14 protein-coding genes are annotated in these 15,898 nt (G+C 64.6%); 7 read left to right on the forward strand and 7 right to left on the reverse strand.

Annotation, left to right across the window (positions count from 1 at the left end):
- Window positions 1-110 precede the first annotated feature (110 nt).
- Entirely contained in the window at window positions 111-1,625 is a 1,515-nt protein-coding gene (gene gatB, locus JHW40_RS16055; RefSeq protein ID WP_090612170.1) for an Asp-tRNA(Asn)/Glu-tRNA(Gln) amidotransferase subunit GatB, read from the forward strand.
- On the opposite strand, the gene JHW40_RS16060 is transcribed toward gatB, so the two are convergent.
- A complete protein-coding gene (locus JHW40_RS16060) occupies window positions 1,622-2,737 on the reverse strand; it encodes a DUF6456 domain-containing protein (RefSeq protein WP_090612172.1) in 1,116 nt (371 codons plus the stop codon). The genes gatB and JHW40_RS16060 overlap by 4 nt on opposite strands.
- Before the next feature lie 213 nt (window positions 2,738-2,950).
- Here JHW40_RS16060 and JHW40_RS16065 point away from each other — a divergent pair, with 213 nt between their 5' ends.
- Window positions 2,951-3,274, forward strand: coding sequence for a DUF6477 family protein (locus JHW40_RS16065; protein ID WP_090612175.1), 324 nt, complete (start codon window positions 2,951-2,953; stop codon window positions 3,272-3,274).
- A gap of 3 nt (window positions 3,275-3,277) precedes the next feature.
- Here JHW40_RS16065 and JHW40_RS16070 read toward each other — a convergent pair whose 3' ends face one another.
- Window positions 3,278-4,870, reverse strand: a complete 1,593-nt coding sequence (locus tag JHW40_RS16070) for a helicase HerA-like domain-containing protein (protein ID WP_090612176.1) — start codon at window positions 4,868-4,870, stop codon at window positions 3,278-3,280.
- A 466-nt stretch (window positions 4,871-5,336) separates the two neighbouring features.
- Here JHW40_RS16070 and JHW40_RS16075 point away from each other — a divergent pair, with 466 nt between their 5' ends.
- Entirely contained in the window at window positions 5,337-6,164 is an 828-nt protein-coding gene (locus JHW40_RS16075; protein ID WP_090612179.1) for an invasion associated locus B family protein, read from the forward strand.
- Between the two features lie 69 nt (window positions 6,165-6,233).
- Here JHW40_RS16075 and JHW40_RS16080 read toward each other — a convergent pair whose 3' ends face one another.
- From JHW40_RS16080 to JHW40_RS16095, 4 genes are all read right to left on the reverse strand, one after another.
- Entirely contained in the window at window positions 6,234-7,442 is a 1,209-nt protein-coding gene (locus JHW40_RS16080; RefSeq protein WP_090612289.1) for a beta-ketoacyl-[acyl-carrier-protein] synthase family protein, read from the reverse strand.
- Window positions 7,443-7,504: 62 nt separating this feature from the next.
- Window positions 7,505-7,771 carry an acyl carrier protein gene (locus tag JHW40_RS16085; protein ID WP_090612180.1) on the reverse strand — a complete coding sequence of 89 codons (267 nt, stop codon included), beginning with the start codon at window positions 7,769-7,771 and terminating at the stop codon, window positions 7,505-7,507.
- A 12-nt stretch (window positions 7,772-7,783) separates the two neighbouring features.
- Window positions 7,784-8,884 carry a UDP-3-O-(3-hydroxymyristoyl)glucosamine N-acyltransferase gene (locus JHW40_RS16090; RefSeq protein WP_090612183.1) on the reverse strand — a complete coding sequence of 367 codons (1,101 nt, stop codon included), beginning with the start codon at window positions 8,882-8,884 and terminating at the stop codon, window positions 7,784-7,786.
- Between the two features lie 25 nt (window positions 8,885-8,909).
- Complete coding sequence (locus JHW40_RS16095; RefSeq protein ID WP_244519187.1) at window positions 8,910-10,535, reverse strand: L,D-transpeptidase family protein; 1,626 nt, start codon at window positions 10,533-10,535, stop codon at window positions 8,910-8,912.
- Between the two features lie 304 nt (window positions 10,536-10,839).
- On the opposite strand from JHW40_RS16095, the gene mepK reads away from it, so the two are divergent.
- Both mepK and JHW40_RS16105 read left to right on the forward strand, forming a co-directional pair.
- Entirely contained in the window at window positions 10,840-11,400 is a 561-nt protein-coding gene (mepK, locus tag JHW40_RS16100) for a peptidoglycan L,D-endopeptidase MepK (RefSeq protein ID WP_090612185.1), read from the forward strand.
- Between the two features lie 263 nt (window positions 11,401-11,663).
- On the forward strand, window positions 11,664-12,251 hold the full coding sequence (locus JHW40_RS16105; protein WP_170851813.1) for a TetR/AcrR family transcriptional regulator: 588 nt from the start codon (window positions 11,664-11,666) through the stop codon (window positions 12,249-12,251).
- A gap of 3 nt (window positions 12,252-12,254) precedes the next feature.
- Here the strand turns inward: JHW40_RS16105 and JHW40_RS16110 are convergent, their stop codons facing one another.
- On the reverse strand, window positions 12,255-12,872 hold the full coding sequence (locus JHW40_RS16110) for a TetR family transcriptional regulator C-terminal domain-containing protein (RefSeq protein ID WP_090612189.1): 618 nt from the start codon (window positions 12,870-12,872) through the stop codon (window positions 12,255-12,257).
- A gap of 234 nt (window positions 12,873-13,106) precedes the next feature.
- Here JHW40_RS16110 and JHW40_RS16115 point away from each other — a divergent pair, with 234 nt between their 5' ends.
- Both JHW40_RS16115 and hydA read left to right on the forward strand, forming a co-directional pair.
- Window positions 13,107-14,372 carry a Zn-dependent hydrolase gene (locus JHW40_RS16115; RefSeq protein WP_170851814.1) on the forward strand — a complete coding sequence of 422 codons (1,266 nt, stop codon included), beginning with the start codon at window positions 13,107-13,109 and terminating at the stop codon, window positions 14,370-14,372.
- A gap of 68 nt (window positions 14,373-14,440) precedes the next feature.
- Window positions 14,441-15,892 carry a dihydropyrimidinase gene (gene hydA / locus JHW40_RS16120; RefSeq protein ID WP_090612190.1) on the forward strand — a complete coding sequence of 484 codons (1,452 nt, stop codon included), beginning with the start codon at window positions 14,441-14,443 and terminating at the stop codon, window positions 15,890-15,892.
- The last annotated feature ends 6 nt before the right edge of the window (window positions 15,893-15,898 follow it).

Raw genomic sequence — 15,898 nt, forward strand, 5'->3', positions numbered from 1 at the left:
GCAAGTCGCTGGCGAACTGATACTTTGCCGACGCAACCGCCCCCCGTGACAATACGCGCGACCTGCCCTAGAACCGCTGCCAGATCGCAATTCCGCAGCCGAGGCCGCCCATGCTTGACCACCTGTCTTACACCGCTCCGCAACCGAAGGTCATTGCCGGGGCCAAGGGCGATTGGGAGCTGGTGATCGGGCTGGAGGTTCATGCGCAGGTCGCCTCGAACGCGAAACTGTTTTCCGGCGCCTCAACCGGTTTCGGGGCCGAGCCCAACAGCAATGTGGCCTTTGTCGATGCGGCCATGCCGGGGATGCTGCCGGTCATCAACGAGTTCTGCGTGGCGCAGGCGGTGCGCACCGGGCTGGGGCTGAAAGCCAAAATCAACCTGCGCAGTGCCTTTGACCGCAAGAATTATTTCTATCCCGACCTGCCGCAGGGCTATCAGATCAGCCAGCTTTACCACCCCATCGTGGGCGAGGGCGAGGTGATCGTGGACATGGGGCCCGGCATCGCCCGCCGTGTCAGGATCGAGCGCATCCACCTGGAACAGGACGCCGGCAAGTCGATCCACGACATGGACCCGAACATGTCTTTCGTGGACCTGAACCGCACCGGCGTCGCGCTGATGGAGATCGTCAGCCGCCCCGACATCCGCGGCCCCGAGGAAGCCGCCGCCTATGTCGGCAAGCTGCGCCAGATCATGCGTTACCTGGGCACCTGCGACGGCAACATGCAGAACGGCAACCTGCGCGCCGACGTCAATGTCAGCGTCTGCCCGCCCGGCGCCTATGAGCGCTATCAGGAGACGCAGGATTTCAGCCATCTGGGGACGCGCTGCGAGATCAAGAACATGAACTCTCTGCGCTTCATTCAGGCCGCCATCGACTTTGAGGCGCGGCGCCAGATCGCCATTCTGGAGGATGGCGGCGCGGTGGTGCAGGAAACCCGTCTCTATGATCCCGACAAGGGCGAAACGCGGTCGATGCGGTCCAAGGAAGAGGCGCATGATTACCGCTATTTCCCCGATCCCGACCTGCTGCCGCTGGAGATCGAGCAGGCTTGGGTGGACGGCATCGGCGCCTCGATGCCCGAACTGCCGGATGAGAAGAAGGCACGTTTCGTCAAGGTGATGAGCCTGTCGGAATATGACGCGGGCGTGCTGACCGCCGAGGTCGAGAATGCCGACTATTTCGAGGCCGTGGCGCAGGGCCGCGACGGCAAGCAGGCGGCGAACTGGGTCATCAACGAATTGTTCGGCCGGCTGAACAAGGAGGGGCTGACGATCCAGACCTCGCCCGTCTCTGCCGCGCAACTGGGCGGCGTGATCGACCTGATCGCCAGGGGCGACATTTCGGGCAAGATCGCCAAGGACCTGTTCGAGATCCTGTGGCTTGAGGGCGGCGATCCGGCCGACATCGTGGAATCGCGCGGTATGAAGCAGGTCACCGATCTGGGCGCGATCGAGAAGGCCGTGGACGAGATCATCGCCGCCAACCCGGCGCAGGTCGAAAAGGCGCGGGCCAATCCGAAACTGGCGGGCTGGTTCGTCGGGCAGGTGCTGAAGGCAACCGGCGGCAAGGCCAATCCCGCTGCCGTCAACGAACTCGTGGCGAAAAAGCTGGGCGGCTAACCGATCAGCGGCGCGCCATTGCCATAGGCTTCACGGTAATGGCGCTCCAGCCGCATCAGCGCCAGACGCAGCACGATCTTGCCCGAGCGCGCCGACCAGCCAAGGCGGCGCTCGGTCATCTCGATCCCTTCCAGAAAGCAGCAGACGCGCAGCACGATATCGCCCATGCCCGGCCCCAGATCGCGCAAGGCCGCCGCTACCCGTTCGCGCGCCGTTTCCGACCCACCGCGATAGCCGCCGCCCGAACGACCGACATCAATCCCCGCGGTCATGAAACCATCCCAGTTCTGGGTGATCCGGGGACCGAGCTGGGCCAGCTCGAAATCCTCGCGCAGGCGTTCTCCGGCGGCGACCAGCGCCGGGGTCAGGAACGGCTGACCGTTGGTGTCGCGCCGCCGCGCCAGAACCAGCAACGGGCTTTCGGCCAGATTGATCCGGCGAGGCTTGCGGCGGCCATCCTCGGGGTCCTGAATGTCGCGCTCTTCCCAGATCCGGTGCTGATCCGCATGGGGCGTGCCCTCATCGGCGGGCGCATTCACCGGGCTGGCATCGGCGAAATCGCCCGGCCGCGGCACGGCATTGCGCTGACGCGGTGAACGCAGCATCCGCCGCAGCGCCTCGCGCCCACCGGGCGAAATGACATAGCGTTGCAGCCGCGCGCCCTGCCCCAGTTGCACGACCCAGCCCTTCAGCGCCATCATCTCGGCCAGTTCGCGATCCAGAACGGCGGTACGGATGTCGTCGCGGGTCACGATCGCCTTGGGCAGCGCCTCGGCCGTGGCCAGGATCGCCCCCGGCTCGGCCAGTCGCCGCAGCACCCGCAGCACCTGCCGGTCGTCGGCGGGCGCCGCCTTTGCCTTGACCGACAGCGCCCGATCCACCAGCGGATCATCGCGGCGCGCCTCGAACCGGCGTATCCGGCGCAGGATGGTCGAGGCATGACAGCCCGCCTCGCGCGCCAGAGACCGGATGGATTCGCCATTCTCGACATGTCGAAGGTAAAGGCGCGCATCGTCGGGCAACGCCGCTGGCGCGGAATCGCCCTTGTCGTCGTCGGATGGCAACACGGCAATGCCGGTTCCATTTGCGAAACCGCCGGAAAAAACAGTCATGACTCGTCCCTTGTCGTCCTCGGATAGCTGGGCATAAAACCATCCTGGGTTGTGCTGCATTACGCAGGCGGCAGGAGGTTTTCCTTACGCCAAAGCAACAATCCCTAACAAATCCTAAAGAATCATTGCCCCGGCGTGCGCTGCATCCATCCGGACGGCAACACATCTATGGGTTGTGCAACTCTGAGCCCGAAAATCCCTCAGGAGCACCCCATGTCCATATCCAATATCGTCAGCTTTCCCCTGCGCCCGGCAACGGAAACCCTGCGCCGCCCCCGCCTGCTGATCCGCGCCGCGCGCGAGGGTCAGGCCGGGTGGCGGCGCGAACGCGATCTGCCCCGACTGTTGCGCGCCGATCACTGCCCGTCCCCCGGCAGGGCGCTGGCGCGGCTGCGCGCGGAAGAGGATATGCTGAACGGCGCGCGGCTGGCCCGTTCGGCGGATTACAACCTCAGACGTCACGTCCTGCTGATGATCGCGATTCTGGCCGAGATGCGGGTTGCCGCCGCCCTGCCCGACCGCGCAGCGATGGCCTGACCTCTAACGCCCCCGCATCAGTGATCCCAGAACGCCGCGGACCAGCGCCTGTCCGGATTTGGTGCCCAACTGGCGGGCAAGGCTTTTGCCGAAGGTCTCGACAATGCTGTCTGACCGGGACGAGCGGGTTTTCCGCGCGGCGGGCTGGGTCGGCTCGTATCGCCTGCCCCGGCCCGGCTGCGCGCGCCCCTCATTGGTATCCATCTGCCACAGATCGTCATCGTTGCGGCTGGCCTGTTGCGGGCGCGTCTCGGCCTTGGCCTGTTCCTTCGCCGTATCCTCGGCCCGGCGGGCAAGGATCTCATAGGCGGATTCGCGGTCGATCTCTTGCCCGTATTTCAGACCCATGGGGGACGCGGTCATGGTCTCGGCCCGTTCGGCCTGGGTCACGACGCCCATGCGGCTGAAGGGTGGGCGAATCAACGTACGCTGCGCAATGCCGGGCACGCCCTTGGCCTCCAGCAGCGATGTCACCGCCTCGCCCGTGCCGACATGCTGGATGGCCTCGGCAATGTCGAAATCGGGATTGGGGCGATAGTTTTCGGCGGCCATGCGCAGTGCCTTCTGGTCCTTGGCGGTAAAGGCCCGCAGCGCGTGCTGCACCCGGTTGCCCAACTGGCCCAGAATCGCCTCGGGGATATCGGCGGGGTTCTGGCTGATGAACCAGACGCTGACCCCCTTTGACCGGATCAGCCGCGCCACACGCTCGACCTTTTCGATCAGCGCCTTGGGCGCGTCACTGAACAGCAGATGCGCCTCGTCGAAGAAAAAGGCGATTCGCGGGCGGTCGGGGTCGCCGACCTCGGGCAATTGCTCGAACAGTTCCGACAGCAGCCACAGCAGGAAGGTCGCATAAAGCCGGGGCGCGTTCATCAGCCGTTCGGCCGCGAGGATATTGATGGTGCCACGGCCCGAGGCGTCCTGCCGGATGATGTCGGCCAGTTCCAGCGCCGGTTCCCCGAACAGTCGGTCGCCGCCCTGATTTTCCAGCACCAGCAGCGCGCGCTGGATGGCGCCGACGCTGGCGGTGCTGACATTGCCATATTGCAGTGACAGGTCCGCCGCGTTCTGGCCCACCCAGACCAGCATGGATTGCAGGTCCTTCAGGTCCAGCAGCGCCAGCCCTTCCTCGTCCGCGACGCGAAAGGCGATGTTCATCACGCCTTCCTGCACATCGGTCAGCCCCAGCAGGCGCGACAGCAGCAGCGGCCCCATATCCGCGGGGGTGGTGCGGACCGGGTGGCCCATCTCGCCCCAGACATCCCAGAAGGTGACGGGAAAGCCCTGATAGTCCAGATCGACGCCGATCTGCCGGGCGCGGGTGTCAAAGGGCTCGGCCAGCTTGGGGTCGGTGCCGCCGGGGCGCGACAGCCCGGCCAGATCGCCCTTCACATCGGACAGAAACACCGGCACCCCGGCCAGCGACAGGCTTTCGGCCAGCGTTTGCAGGGTGACGGTCTTGCCGGTGCCGGTGGCGCCCGCGATCAGCCCGTGACGGTTGGCGTATTTCAACAGCAGATGCTGCGCCACGCCATGCCCTTCGCCCGCGCCGCCGACGAAAACGGTGCCCGCCTCATTGTCCAGAACCTCTGCCATTCCTGCCCCCTGTTTCGCGCGCCGTGGCGCTTTATCGCCCATGACGCAACATGCGCGCGTTAAGACAATACAAATTTAACATTCTTGTGCCAGACTGTCGTTATCCGGTCCCTCCATTTGCCGGGGGGCCGGATCTTCCTCCCTGTTGGACTGCCGCGCCGTCATGGCGCGGCCTTTTTGTGATCGGCCAAAGGTACCAAATCTGTTGACGGATCACGGTGTCGCGACTAGCGTGCACCTCAATATGACCGGCCAGTCCGGCAGGGAGCTAACGCATCAGCGTTCAGGGTCGCAGTCAGCAGCTGCGGCCCTTTCGTTTGTCGTGCCAGCACCTCCTGCCCCTCCCCCGGATGCGGCCCGACGGGGTCAAGCCAAGGTGAAGCGACTGGTCCCTGTTGGCGACTGACATTCCCGAACAGACATGCTAACCCGCGTTCAATGCATTGAGCAAAGGGAAGAAACATCCATGATCCTCAAAACCTCTCATGCGCTGCTGGCGGCTTTGGCCCTTGTCGCGGGCCCGGCCTTCGCTCAGGACACCGAATCCCCCGCGACCGGGGATGCCGCCACCCAGGAGTCACAGCCCGAGGCAGAGACCACCCAGCCCGAAGGCGAAACCGCCCCGGCTGATGACGCTGCGACCCCGGCCGACGGCGCAGAGGCCCAGCCCGAAGCGGAACAGCCCGAGGCAGAGCAGCCCGCCGCTGAAGACGGCGCGCAGCCCGAAGCCGGTGCCGCCCCCGCTGAAGGCGAAGAGGCATCCGACGAACCGCGGGTCGGTTCCTATTACGCCCGCTCGACCCACGGCGACTGGACGGTGCGCTGCATCAGGACCGAAGGCGAGGTCGATCCCTGCGAGCTGTATCAGCTGATGTCGGATCAGGACGACAATGCGGTGGCGGAAATCACCATGATCCCGCTGCGCAATGGCAATGTCGCCGCAGGCTCGACCCTGATCGCGCCGCTTGAAACCGACCTGATCCAGGGTCTGGGCTTTGGTGTCGATAATTCCGAAGTGCGCGGCTATCCGTTCAGCTTCTGCGCGCCGGTCGGCTGCGTGTCACGGATGGGCTTTACCGCCGAGGAACTGAACGCGATGAAGCGCGGCAACAAGGCCGTGGTTACGCTGCTGCCCTTCGGCGCCGATCCCGAAGACCCGGTCCGTCTGGACCTGTCGCTGACGGGCTTTACCGCCGCCTTCGCCGAGGTCGAGAAGGTCGCGGACGAGGCAGGCGATGCCGCCCCTTCGGTGCTGGAGGAAAGCAACACCCCGGCCCCGCAACCCGCCGAATAACGCGGCAACCGGCAACGCAAAACCGCGCCCCGTTGGGCGCGGTTTTTTCATGTTGACCTGTGATGCGGATCAGATCCGGCGCAGCGCGATCACCGCATTCAACCCGCCAAAGGCGAAGGCATTGGACAGGACCGCATCGACCTGCGCCTCACGCGCCTCGTTCGGCACCACGTCCAGCGCGCATTCGGGGTCCGGTTCCTCGTAACCGATGGTGGGTGCGATCACGCCGTCACGCAGCGCCATGATGCAGGCCAGCAATTCGACCGCGCCGGTGCCGCCGATCAGGTGGCCATGCATCGACTTGGTCGAGGACATCATCACCCGGTCCGCGTGATGGCCGAAGGCATGGGCCACGGCGGCACATTCGGTCTTGTCATTGGCCGCCGTGCCGGTGCCGTGGGCATTGATATAGCCGAACTGATCCGGGTTCAGCCTGGCATCGCGCATCGCCGCCGTGATCGCCCGCTCGGCCCCCTGAGCCGAGGGCATGACGATATCCTGCGCGTCCGAGGACATGGCGAAACCCACCACCTCGGCCAGGATTTCGGCTCCGCGCGCACGGGCATGTTCGTAATCCTCGAAGACGAAGACGCCCGCGCCCTCGCCCTGCACCATGCCGTTGCGATTGGCGGAAAACGGGCGGCAGGCATCCTTGGACATGACCCGCAACCCCTCCCATGCCTTGACGCCGCCAAAGCACAGCATCGCCTCGGAGCCGCCGGTCAGCATCACCTGCGCCGCGCCCGAGCGGATCATCTGGAAGGCCAGCCCCATCGCGTGATTGGAACTGGCGCAGGCGGTGGCGACGGTAAAGGCCGGGCCGCGCAGACCGTATTCCATGCTGACATGGCTGGCGGCGGCATTGTTCATCAGCTTGGGCACGACGAAGGGATGGACGCGGTTCTTGCCCTCTTCATAGACGGCGCGGTAATTCTCGTCCCAGGTGTTCAGCCCGCCACCGGCGGTGCCCAGCACCACGCCCGACCGCAGCCCCAGCGCACCCTGAAAGTTCAGCCCCGCCTGCGCAACCGCCTGCTTGGCGGCCAGCAGGGTGAACTGGGTGAACTTGTCATAAAGCAGGATCTGCTGGCGGTTGAAGTAATCCTCGGCCCGCCAGTCATGGATCTGCCCGCCGATCTGGATCGACAGCCGCTCGACATCGCGGAACTGCAACTGGCTGATGCCGCAGCGGCCTTCGCGAAACGCCTCCATCGTGGTGGCGACATCGTGACCCAGCGCGTTGATCGTGCCTGTCCCGGTAATCACCACCCGGCGCAGGCCAGAGGGCGTGGTGGCTTCAAGCCCGGCCTTGGGGGCCTTCCTGCCGTCCTTCTTGCCGCTCATGCGGCCTTTTCCGCCACCAGCCGCTCGACCGCGGCGATGATGGTGCCCATGTTCGAGATGTCGAAATCCGACTTGTCGGGCTCATTGGCGTTGAAGGGGATCGAGATGTCGAACTCTTCTTCCAGCGCAAAGATCGATTCGACCAGACCCAGACTGTCGATGCCCAGTTCCTCGGGCGTGGACTGGTCGGTGATCTGTTCGGGCTCCAGCATGGCCTGATCGGCGATGATGGCCTTGATTCGGGAATTGATGGTGTCAGTCATGGTGCCTCCTGCTCAGCCCTTTTCCAACAGCCGTGTAACGGTTTCCTGAAGCCTGGCCAGTTGCTGGGCCATGCGGGGCAAACGGCGCACGGCTTTCTGAATTTCCATCTGCGTATCCATCCTGACCGCCGGATTGCCAAGGATGACGCGCCCGGCCGGAACGCGGGTGAATATCTTGCTGGCCCCGCCCGCGATCACGTCATCGCCCACGGTGATATTGTCGTTGACGCCGACCTTTCCGGCCAGAACGACGCGGTTGCCGACGCGCGCCGACCCGGCGACGCCCACTTGTGAACACAGCAGGCAGTCATCGCCGATCACCACATTATGGCCCAGCATGACAAGGTTATCGATCTTGGTGCCGGATCCCACGCGGGTCGAACGGATCGTGCCCCGGTCGATGGTGCTGTTGGCGCCGATTTCGACATCATCGCCGATCTCGACCCCGCCAAGCGAATGGATGCGGGTCCAGTGCTGGGCCTTGATCTCGGCCCGTTCGCCAAGGGTGCGGCGGATTTCCTCGATGCCCGATTCCTCGGGCGTGACGAAGGAAAAGCCGTCGCCACCGATCGAGGCGCCGGGCTGCACGATCAGCCGGTCGCCCGCCGTCACGCCATGCGCGATGCGCACCCCGGCATGCAGGATCGCGTCGCGCCCCAGGCGGCTGCCCCGCCCGATCGAGACATGGCTGGCAATGCGCGCGCCGGGGCCGATCACCACATCCGCGCCGATCACGACGAAGGGGCCGATGGCCGCGCCCTCTCCGATCTGCGCCGAATCGTCGATCACCGCGCTCGGGTGGATGCCGGGCGCGATATCGGGGCCGGGATCGAAGGCGCGGGTCAGCCCGGCCATCACCAGACGCGGGCGTGGCGCGAAGATCGCGGCCCGCAGACCATAGGCTTCGGGATCCATCCCCTCGGCCAGAATCGCCATGCAGCCGGGTTTCAGCGCATCGGCATATTTCGGTGACATGGCCAGCGCGATCACGCCACCGTCACCCTCGACCGGCTGCACGTTGTCGGGTTCGGCCGCGCCGGTCACCTGCAGCGACTGTTCGCCCCAGCTTTGCGCATCCAGCGCTTGCGCCAATTCTGCTATGGTCACAGGCATATCGGTTCCCCTTTGCCAAAGGGGCTTAATCGCTCCGCGCGCGCGAATCCAGCCCGGCCTGTTCAATCAATGGCCAAAGCGCCTCGTCCCGGCCATAGATATCGTCGTGGAATGCGACCCTTCCATCGGCATCGGGAAAGGCGGTGAAATAGACCAGATGCACCGGCACATTCGGCGTCAGCGCCAGCCAGCGTTCACGCCCGCCCTCCAGCGCGCGGCGGAACATTGCCTGCGGATCGTCGGTCTGCTGCGACAGCAGCACATGGGCCAGATCGAACGGATCGCCGATACGGATACAGCCGTTGGAATAGGCGCGGCTGCGATTGCCGAACAGATGCTTGGTCGGGGTGTCGTGCAGATAGATGTTCCACGGATTGGGAAAGATGAATTTCACCAGCCCCAGCGCATTGTTGTCGCCCGGCTTCTGCTGCATCCGAAAGGGAAAATTCGCCGCCGTATAGCGCGAAAAGTCGATCTGTCCGCGCGGAATCACCCGCCCGGCGCCATCGACGACATCAATATGCGACACCGCGTGCCGGTTGGCCTTCAGCTGCGGCAGATAGTCCCGCACCGTAATCGAGCGCGGCACGTTCCAGCGCGGATTGACCACGACATATTCCATCTGGTCCGAGAATTCCGGCGTCTGCCGGTCGGCATCAGTGGTGCCGACAACCGTGCGGGTCTGGAAAACCTGCTGGCCCTGATCGAAAATCCGCGCGGTGAATTCGGGGATGTTCACCCAGACGTGACGGGCCTGCAAATCCTCGCCGGCCAGCCAGCGCATCCGCTCCAGCGACATGATGATGCGACGGCTGCCCTCGTCCAGCCCGGCATTCAGCGCCCGGATCGTGCGCGGACCGGCGATGCCATCGGCGGGCAGCCCGATCGCCTGCTGATAGCGCATGACCTCGGCCGCAAGCGTCGCGTCGTAAAGATCGGCGGGGCCGGCCGCGCCAAAGCCGATGGCGGCCAGACGCCGACGCAGCGGTACGACGCCCTCGCCGCGCATACCGACGCGCCAGACGGCTTCGGGCGCCTTGGGCAGATCGGGCGGCGCGGTCAGGGCGGGACGCTCTGCCAGCGCCCGCCGCAAGACCTCATAGGCCGGGTGCTGCGGCGCGACTGATTCCAGAAAGCCCGCCGGATCATCGCTGGCGATGAATTCGGCCATCAGTCGATCCACGGCGGGTCGGTTGACCTGCCGGTGAATCTGCGCGCTGACCCGCCCCGGCCGGATCATCCCGCCGGTCAGATCGGACAGATAGCGTGCCAGAGCCTCGGCATGGGCGATCTCTGCCGCCAGATCCTGCCCGGCACCGGCCAGCAGGTCGGGGCGGTAACGCGAAACCGGGATGCCATGAGAGCCGCTGTCGGATACGGCCCGCTGCACGGCCTCGCGCCGAATCTGTCCCTCGGGCCCGTCGAAAACCGGCTGCAAACCATTCGCGCCATAAAAGGCCGCGACCACGGGATTCGCCGCCGCAGCCCGCGCCAGAGCCATTTCATCAGCCGAAAATTCAAGCCGGGGGGCGATGGCGGCATGCAAAGGCGCAAGACCGGCCTGTGGCGCGGCTGGCTGCGCAACCACAGATTGCCCGGCCATCAGGACCATCAGGGCCAGAAACGCCGCCATTTTTTTGCCGCCGATCATCACGCCCTCATCACGCGAACCACACTGAATTTTCACATTTTCTCAAGTTTTGGTCCATATTCCGTGACCGCACCACCAGCCGAGCCTGGTCCACCGTTGCGAAAGGAACACATGGCTATGGCTGTTGCGTCACAACCCAGGGTATCGGCAAAAACCCGCCTATGCCAGCAAAAGAAGAGCAAAAGGCGAAGGAAATAGTTCCCGAAACCGCCCGGCTTTGACATATTGTTAGGAAGTTCAGGTTAAAACTCTGGGCGCACCGCGCGGAACGCGGCAAAAAACGAAGCAGGACAGGCGATCTGACATGACAATGGACCTAATCTCCCGTCGGGGCATCATGGGTGTCTTTGCGGCGACCACGGTGGCTGCCGCCCCCGTGATGGCGAATGCCTTCGGTTTTCTCCGTGGTGCGGGCGACATGCGGCGCGTTCGCATGTATTCGGGCAGGACCGGGGAAAGCATCGACACGGTTTACTGGGTCGATGGCAAGTATATCCGTGAATCCCTTAATGAAATCAACATCTTCATGCGTGACTGGCGGACCGGAACGGCCATCGGCATCGACCCGCGCACCATTGATGTGGCTGCGGCCTCGCACCGGCTGTTGCAGACCAACGAACCCTATATGATGCTGTCGGGCTATCGCTCGCCGCAGACCAATGCCATGCTGCGCCGCACCTCGGGCGGGGTCGCGCAGAACTCGCTCCATGTGACGGGCAAGGCGGCGGACCTGCGGCTGAAATCGCGTTCGGTCAACCAGATGTATCAGGCAGCATTGTCCTGCCGGGCCGGGGGCGTCGGCAAATATTCGCGCTCGAACTTCGTGCATATGGATTGCGGGCCGATCCGCAGCTGGGGTTCCTGATCACCCCTGCGCGATCCACGACTTGCCGAACCAACCTTCCTGCGCCGCCCGACGATATGCCGGGCGGCGGGATGGTTTCAGGACCGCCGCGGCGGTCTTTTTGGTATTTGGCGCCCCCTCTCCTGCCCGATCCCGCGTGGATTCCGACAGGTCATGCGACACGAACAGCCATTGACACTGGGGGGCGGCTTCGCAACCCTTGACGGATGAACACATCCGTCTGGCCACCCCGTGGCCGATCGAAGGAGCGACGATCAACACGCATGACCTCGCCATCCCCCCGCAGGATCCGCACGCTGAAGCGAATCCAGGCCTCTGCCATCCGCCTTGCCCTTGCCGAAGGGCTGAACAACATCACGACCGAGAGCATCGCCCGCGATGCGGGCATCAGCACGCGCACCTTCTTCAACCATTACCCTTATAAGGAAGCGGCGATCATGGGGCCGCCGCCCGACTATCCTGCGGATGCGACCGAGCGTTTCGTCAGTGGGCGCGGACGGTTGATCGATGATCTGAACCTGCTGATCGCGGCGCATTTGAGGCGCTTCGTCGATGACCGGGAAATGATCGCCAACATGCTGCGGCTCAGCGAAACCGACGCGAAATTGCAGGCGCTGCGCAAGAATGCGGTGCTGGCCCGGCGCGCGCAGCTGAACCAGATGCTGCAACGCCGGATGCCGCATGTGCGGCCGGTCATGGCCGAGATCCTCGCCTCGGCCATCATCGCGGCGACGAACAATGCCACCGACGAATGGGCCTTTGGCCGGCGTGAAGATTTCATCGAACTGGCCCGCGAGAATCTGGAGCTGATCCTGCCCTCGGCCGCGCTGCTGAACGCGCCGCCCGGCTGATTTTCAGACCGACAGCATCCGCCGATAGAGGTTTTCCAGAAAGGCCCCGGCCTCGGCCAGCGGATCATGCCCCGGCCCCAGCACCGCCCGGACCTGCGTGTCGAAATCGGCGTAATGCTGCGTCAGCGCCCAGATCGAGAAGATCAGGTGATGCGGATCGACCGGCGCCAGCCGCCCGGCATCCGACCATTGCCGGAAGATGGCGACAGTCGCATCGACAAGCTCGCGCAGATGGCCGCCCAGAATATCGGACAGATGCGGCGCACCCTGAATCACCTCATGCGCAAAAAGACGGCTTTCGCGGGGATAGTCGCGCGACATCTCCAGCTTGGCGCGGACATAGCGCAGAATTTCCTCCAGCGGGTCGCCCTGCGGGTCGATCCGGCGCAGCGGCGCCAGCCACATATCCAGTTGCGCGCTGAGCAGGGTGCGATGGATTTCGTCTTTGGAATCGAAGTAATAAAGCACGTTCGGCTTGGACAGGCCGGAAGCCTCGGCGATCTGATCGATGGTCGCACCGCGAAATCCATGCGCCGCAAAGACGGTCAGCGCGCCCTCCAGAATCAATTCCCGGTTGCGCTTCTGGATCCGGGTCATCCGGGGCTGGCTGTCATCACTCATCGTCGCTCCGCTGGATATGGCTGATATTAGGGCAGATTTGATAAAAATGGGATCCGGGACAAGGGCGCGCTTGACTGATTACGGCCCCGTGCTAGCGTAAGACTGACCATTTGGTCAGCAATTGGCAAGGATTGTCGCGCGAACCGCCGCTGTCGGGCCTTCCGCAAGACATCGACGATCCGGACCATGGCCCGACCCCGCAAAAGACGGGGCGGACAACAGGAAGGAACAGACATGACCGATGCAAGCGGGCTGCCCGCCGCTGCCAATATGAAGGTCGATGGCGACAGGCTGTGGGACAGCCTGATGCAGATGGCCAGGATCGGCCCCGGCGTGGCCGGTGGCAACAACCGACAGACCCTGACCGATGCCGATGCCGAAGCCCGCATCCTGTTCCGGACATGGTGCGAGGCGGCAGGCATGGTCATGGGCCTCGACCGCATGGGCAACATGTTCATGCGGCATGAGGGCGCTGAGCCCGATCTGGACCCGGTTTATATCGGCAGCCATCTGGATACCCAGCCCACGGGCGGCAAATATGACGGCGTGCTGGGTGTGCTGTCGGGGCTGGAGGTGGTCCGCTCGATCCGCGACATGGGGCTGGTGACGCGACGCCCCATCGTGGTGACCAACTGGACCAATGAGGAAGGTACCCGCTTTGCCCCGGCGATGCTGGCCTCGGGCGTGTTCGCGGGCGTGCTGACCGAGGATTACGCCAACAGCCGCGAGGATGCCGAGGGGCTGCGTTTCGGCGATGAGCTGGACCGGATCGGCTGGCGCGGCGACGAGGTGCCGGGCGACCGCAAGATCCATGCGATGTTCGAGTATCACATCGAGCAGGGACCGATCCTCGAGGCCAAGGGCAAGCAGATCGGTGTGGTGACGCATGGGCAGGGCTTGTGGTGGTTGCAGGTCACGCTGACCGGCAAGGATGCGCATACCGGATCGACGCCGATGAGCATGCGGGTGAATGCGGGGCTGGGCATGGCGCGGATCATCGAGGCGGTGCATCGCATCGCCATGGATCATCAGCCCGATGCCGTGGGCGCGGTCGGGCAGGCCAATGTCTGGCCGAACAGCCGCAACGTGATCCCGGGCCGGGCGGTCTTTACCGTCGATTTCCGCAGCCCCGATCAGGCCAAGCTGGACCGGATGCGGGCGCTGCTGGAAGATGAGGCGCCGAAGATCGCGGCCGAACTGGGCCTTGGGATCGAGATCGAGCCGGTCGGCCATTTCGACCCGGTGACCTTCGATCCGGAACTGGCCGGGACACTGCGCTTGGCAGCCGAGAGGCTGGGCTATAGCCATATGGATATCGTCAGCGGCGCGGGACATGACGCCTGCTGGATCAACAGGGTCGCGCCGACGGTGATGATCATGTGCCCCTGCGTGGACGGGCTGAGCCATAATGAGGCCGAAGAGATCAGCCCGGAATGGGCCAAGGCGGGGGCCGATGTGCTGCTGCATGCAGTGCTGGACACCGCAGGGACTGTCCGCTGAGGCCAGGTGCGGCCGGGGGCCAGCCCCCGGACCCCCGGGATATTTGAACACCAGAGATGAGGACGGCGATGAGCACGATTATTCGCAACGGGACTGTCGTGACGGCGGATCTGACATACAAGGCCGATGTGCTGATCGAGGGTGGCAGGATCGCCGCGATCGGCGAGGGGCTGGTGGGCGATGAGGTTCTGGATGCCTCGGGCTGCCTGATCATGCCGGGGGGGATCGACCCGCATACCCATCTGGAGATGCCCTTCATGGGCACCTATTCCGCCGATGATTTCGAATCCGGCACGCGGGCGGCGCTGGCGGGCGGGACGACCATGGTGGTGGATTTCGCCCTGCCCTCGCCCGGGCAGGGGCTGATGGATGCGTTGCAGATGTGGGACAACAAGTCCGGGCGGGCGCATTGCGATTACAGCTTTCACATGGCGGTGACATGGTGGGGACAGCAGGTCTTTGACGAGATGGAGGCGGTGGTGAAGCGCGGCATCACCAGCTTCAAGCATTTCATGGCCTATAAGGGCGCGCTGATGGTGAATGACGATGAGCTGTTCGCCAGTTTCCGCCGGGTCGGTGATCTGGGCGGGGTCGCGCTGGTTCATGCCGAGAATGGCGATGTGGTGGCGGAACTGTCGGCGCGGCTGCTGGCCGAGGGGAATGTGGGGCCCGAGGGGCATGCCTATTCCCGGCCGCCGCAGGTCGAGGGCGAGGCGACGAATCGCGCCATCATGGTGGCCGATATGGCCGGGGTGCCGCTTTATGTCGTGCATGTCAGTTGCGAGGACAGCCATGAGGCCATCCGGCGGGCGCGGGCCCAGGGCAAGCGCGTCTGGGGCGAGCCGCTGATCCAGCATCTGACTCTGGATGAGAGCGAGTATTTCAATGCCGACTGGGACCATGCCGCGCGGCGGGTGATGTCGCCTCCGTTCCGCAACAAGAGCCATCAGGCCAGTCTGTGGGCCGGGCTGCAATCGGGCAGCCTGTCGGTCGTGGCCACCGATCATTGCGCCTTTACCACGGAACAGAAACGCTATGGCGTCGGCGATTTCACCAAGATCCCCAATGGCACCGGCGGGCTGGAGGACCGGATGCCGATGCTGTGGACGCATGGCGTGGAAACGGGCCGTCTGACGCCCAATGAATTCGTCGCCGCCACCTCGACCAATATCGCCAAGATCCTGGGGATGTATCCGAGGAAGGGTGCGGTTCTGGTGGGCAGCGATGCCGATCTGGTGGTCTGGGACCCCGGGGCGGAAAAGACCATCAGCGCGGGCAGTCAGCAATCTGCCATCGATTACAATGTCTTCGAAGGGCAGAAGGTGAAGGGGCTGCCGCGCTATACCCTGACGCGCGGTGTGGTTGCCGTAACCGAGGGTAAGCTGGACAGTCGCGAAGGGCATGGCGAATTCGTCGCGCGTGAGCCACGCGGCAATGTCAACCGGGCGCTGTCGGCATGGAAGGAACTGACCGCGCCGCGTCCGGTGGAACGGTCGGGCATTCCGGCAAGCGGGGTGTGATTTGGG

It is taken from the genome of Paracoccus alcaliphilus, assembly GCF_028553725.1.
Classification (GTDB): Bacteria; Pseudomonadota; Alphaproteobacteria; order Rhodobacterales; family Rhodobacteraceae; genus Paracoccus; species Paracoccus alcaliphilus.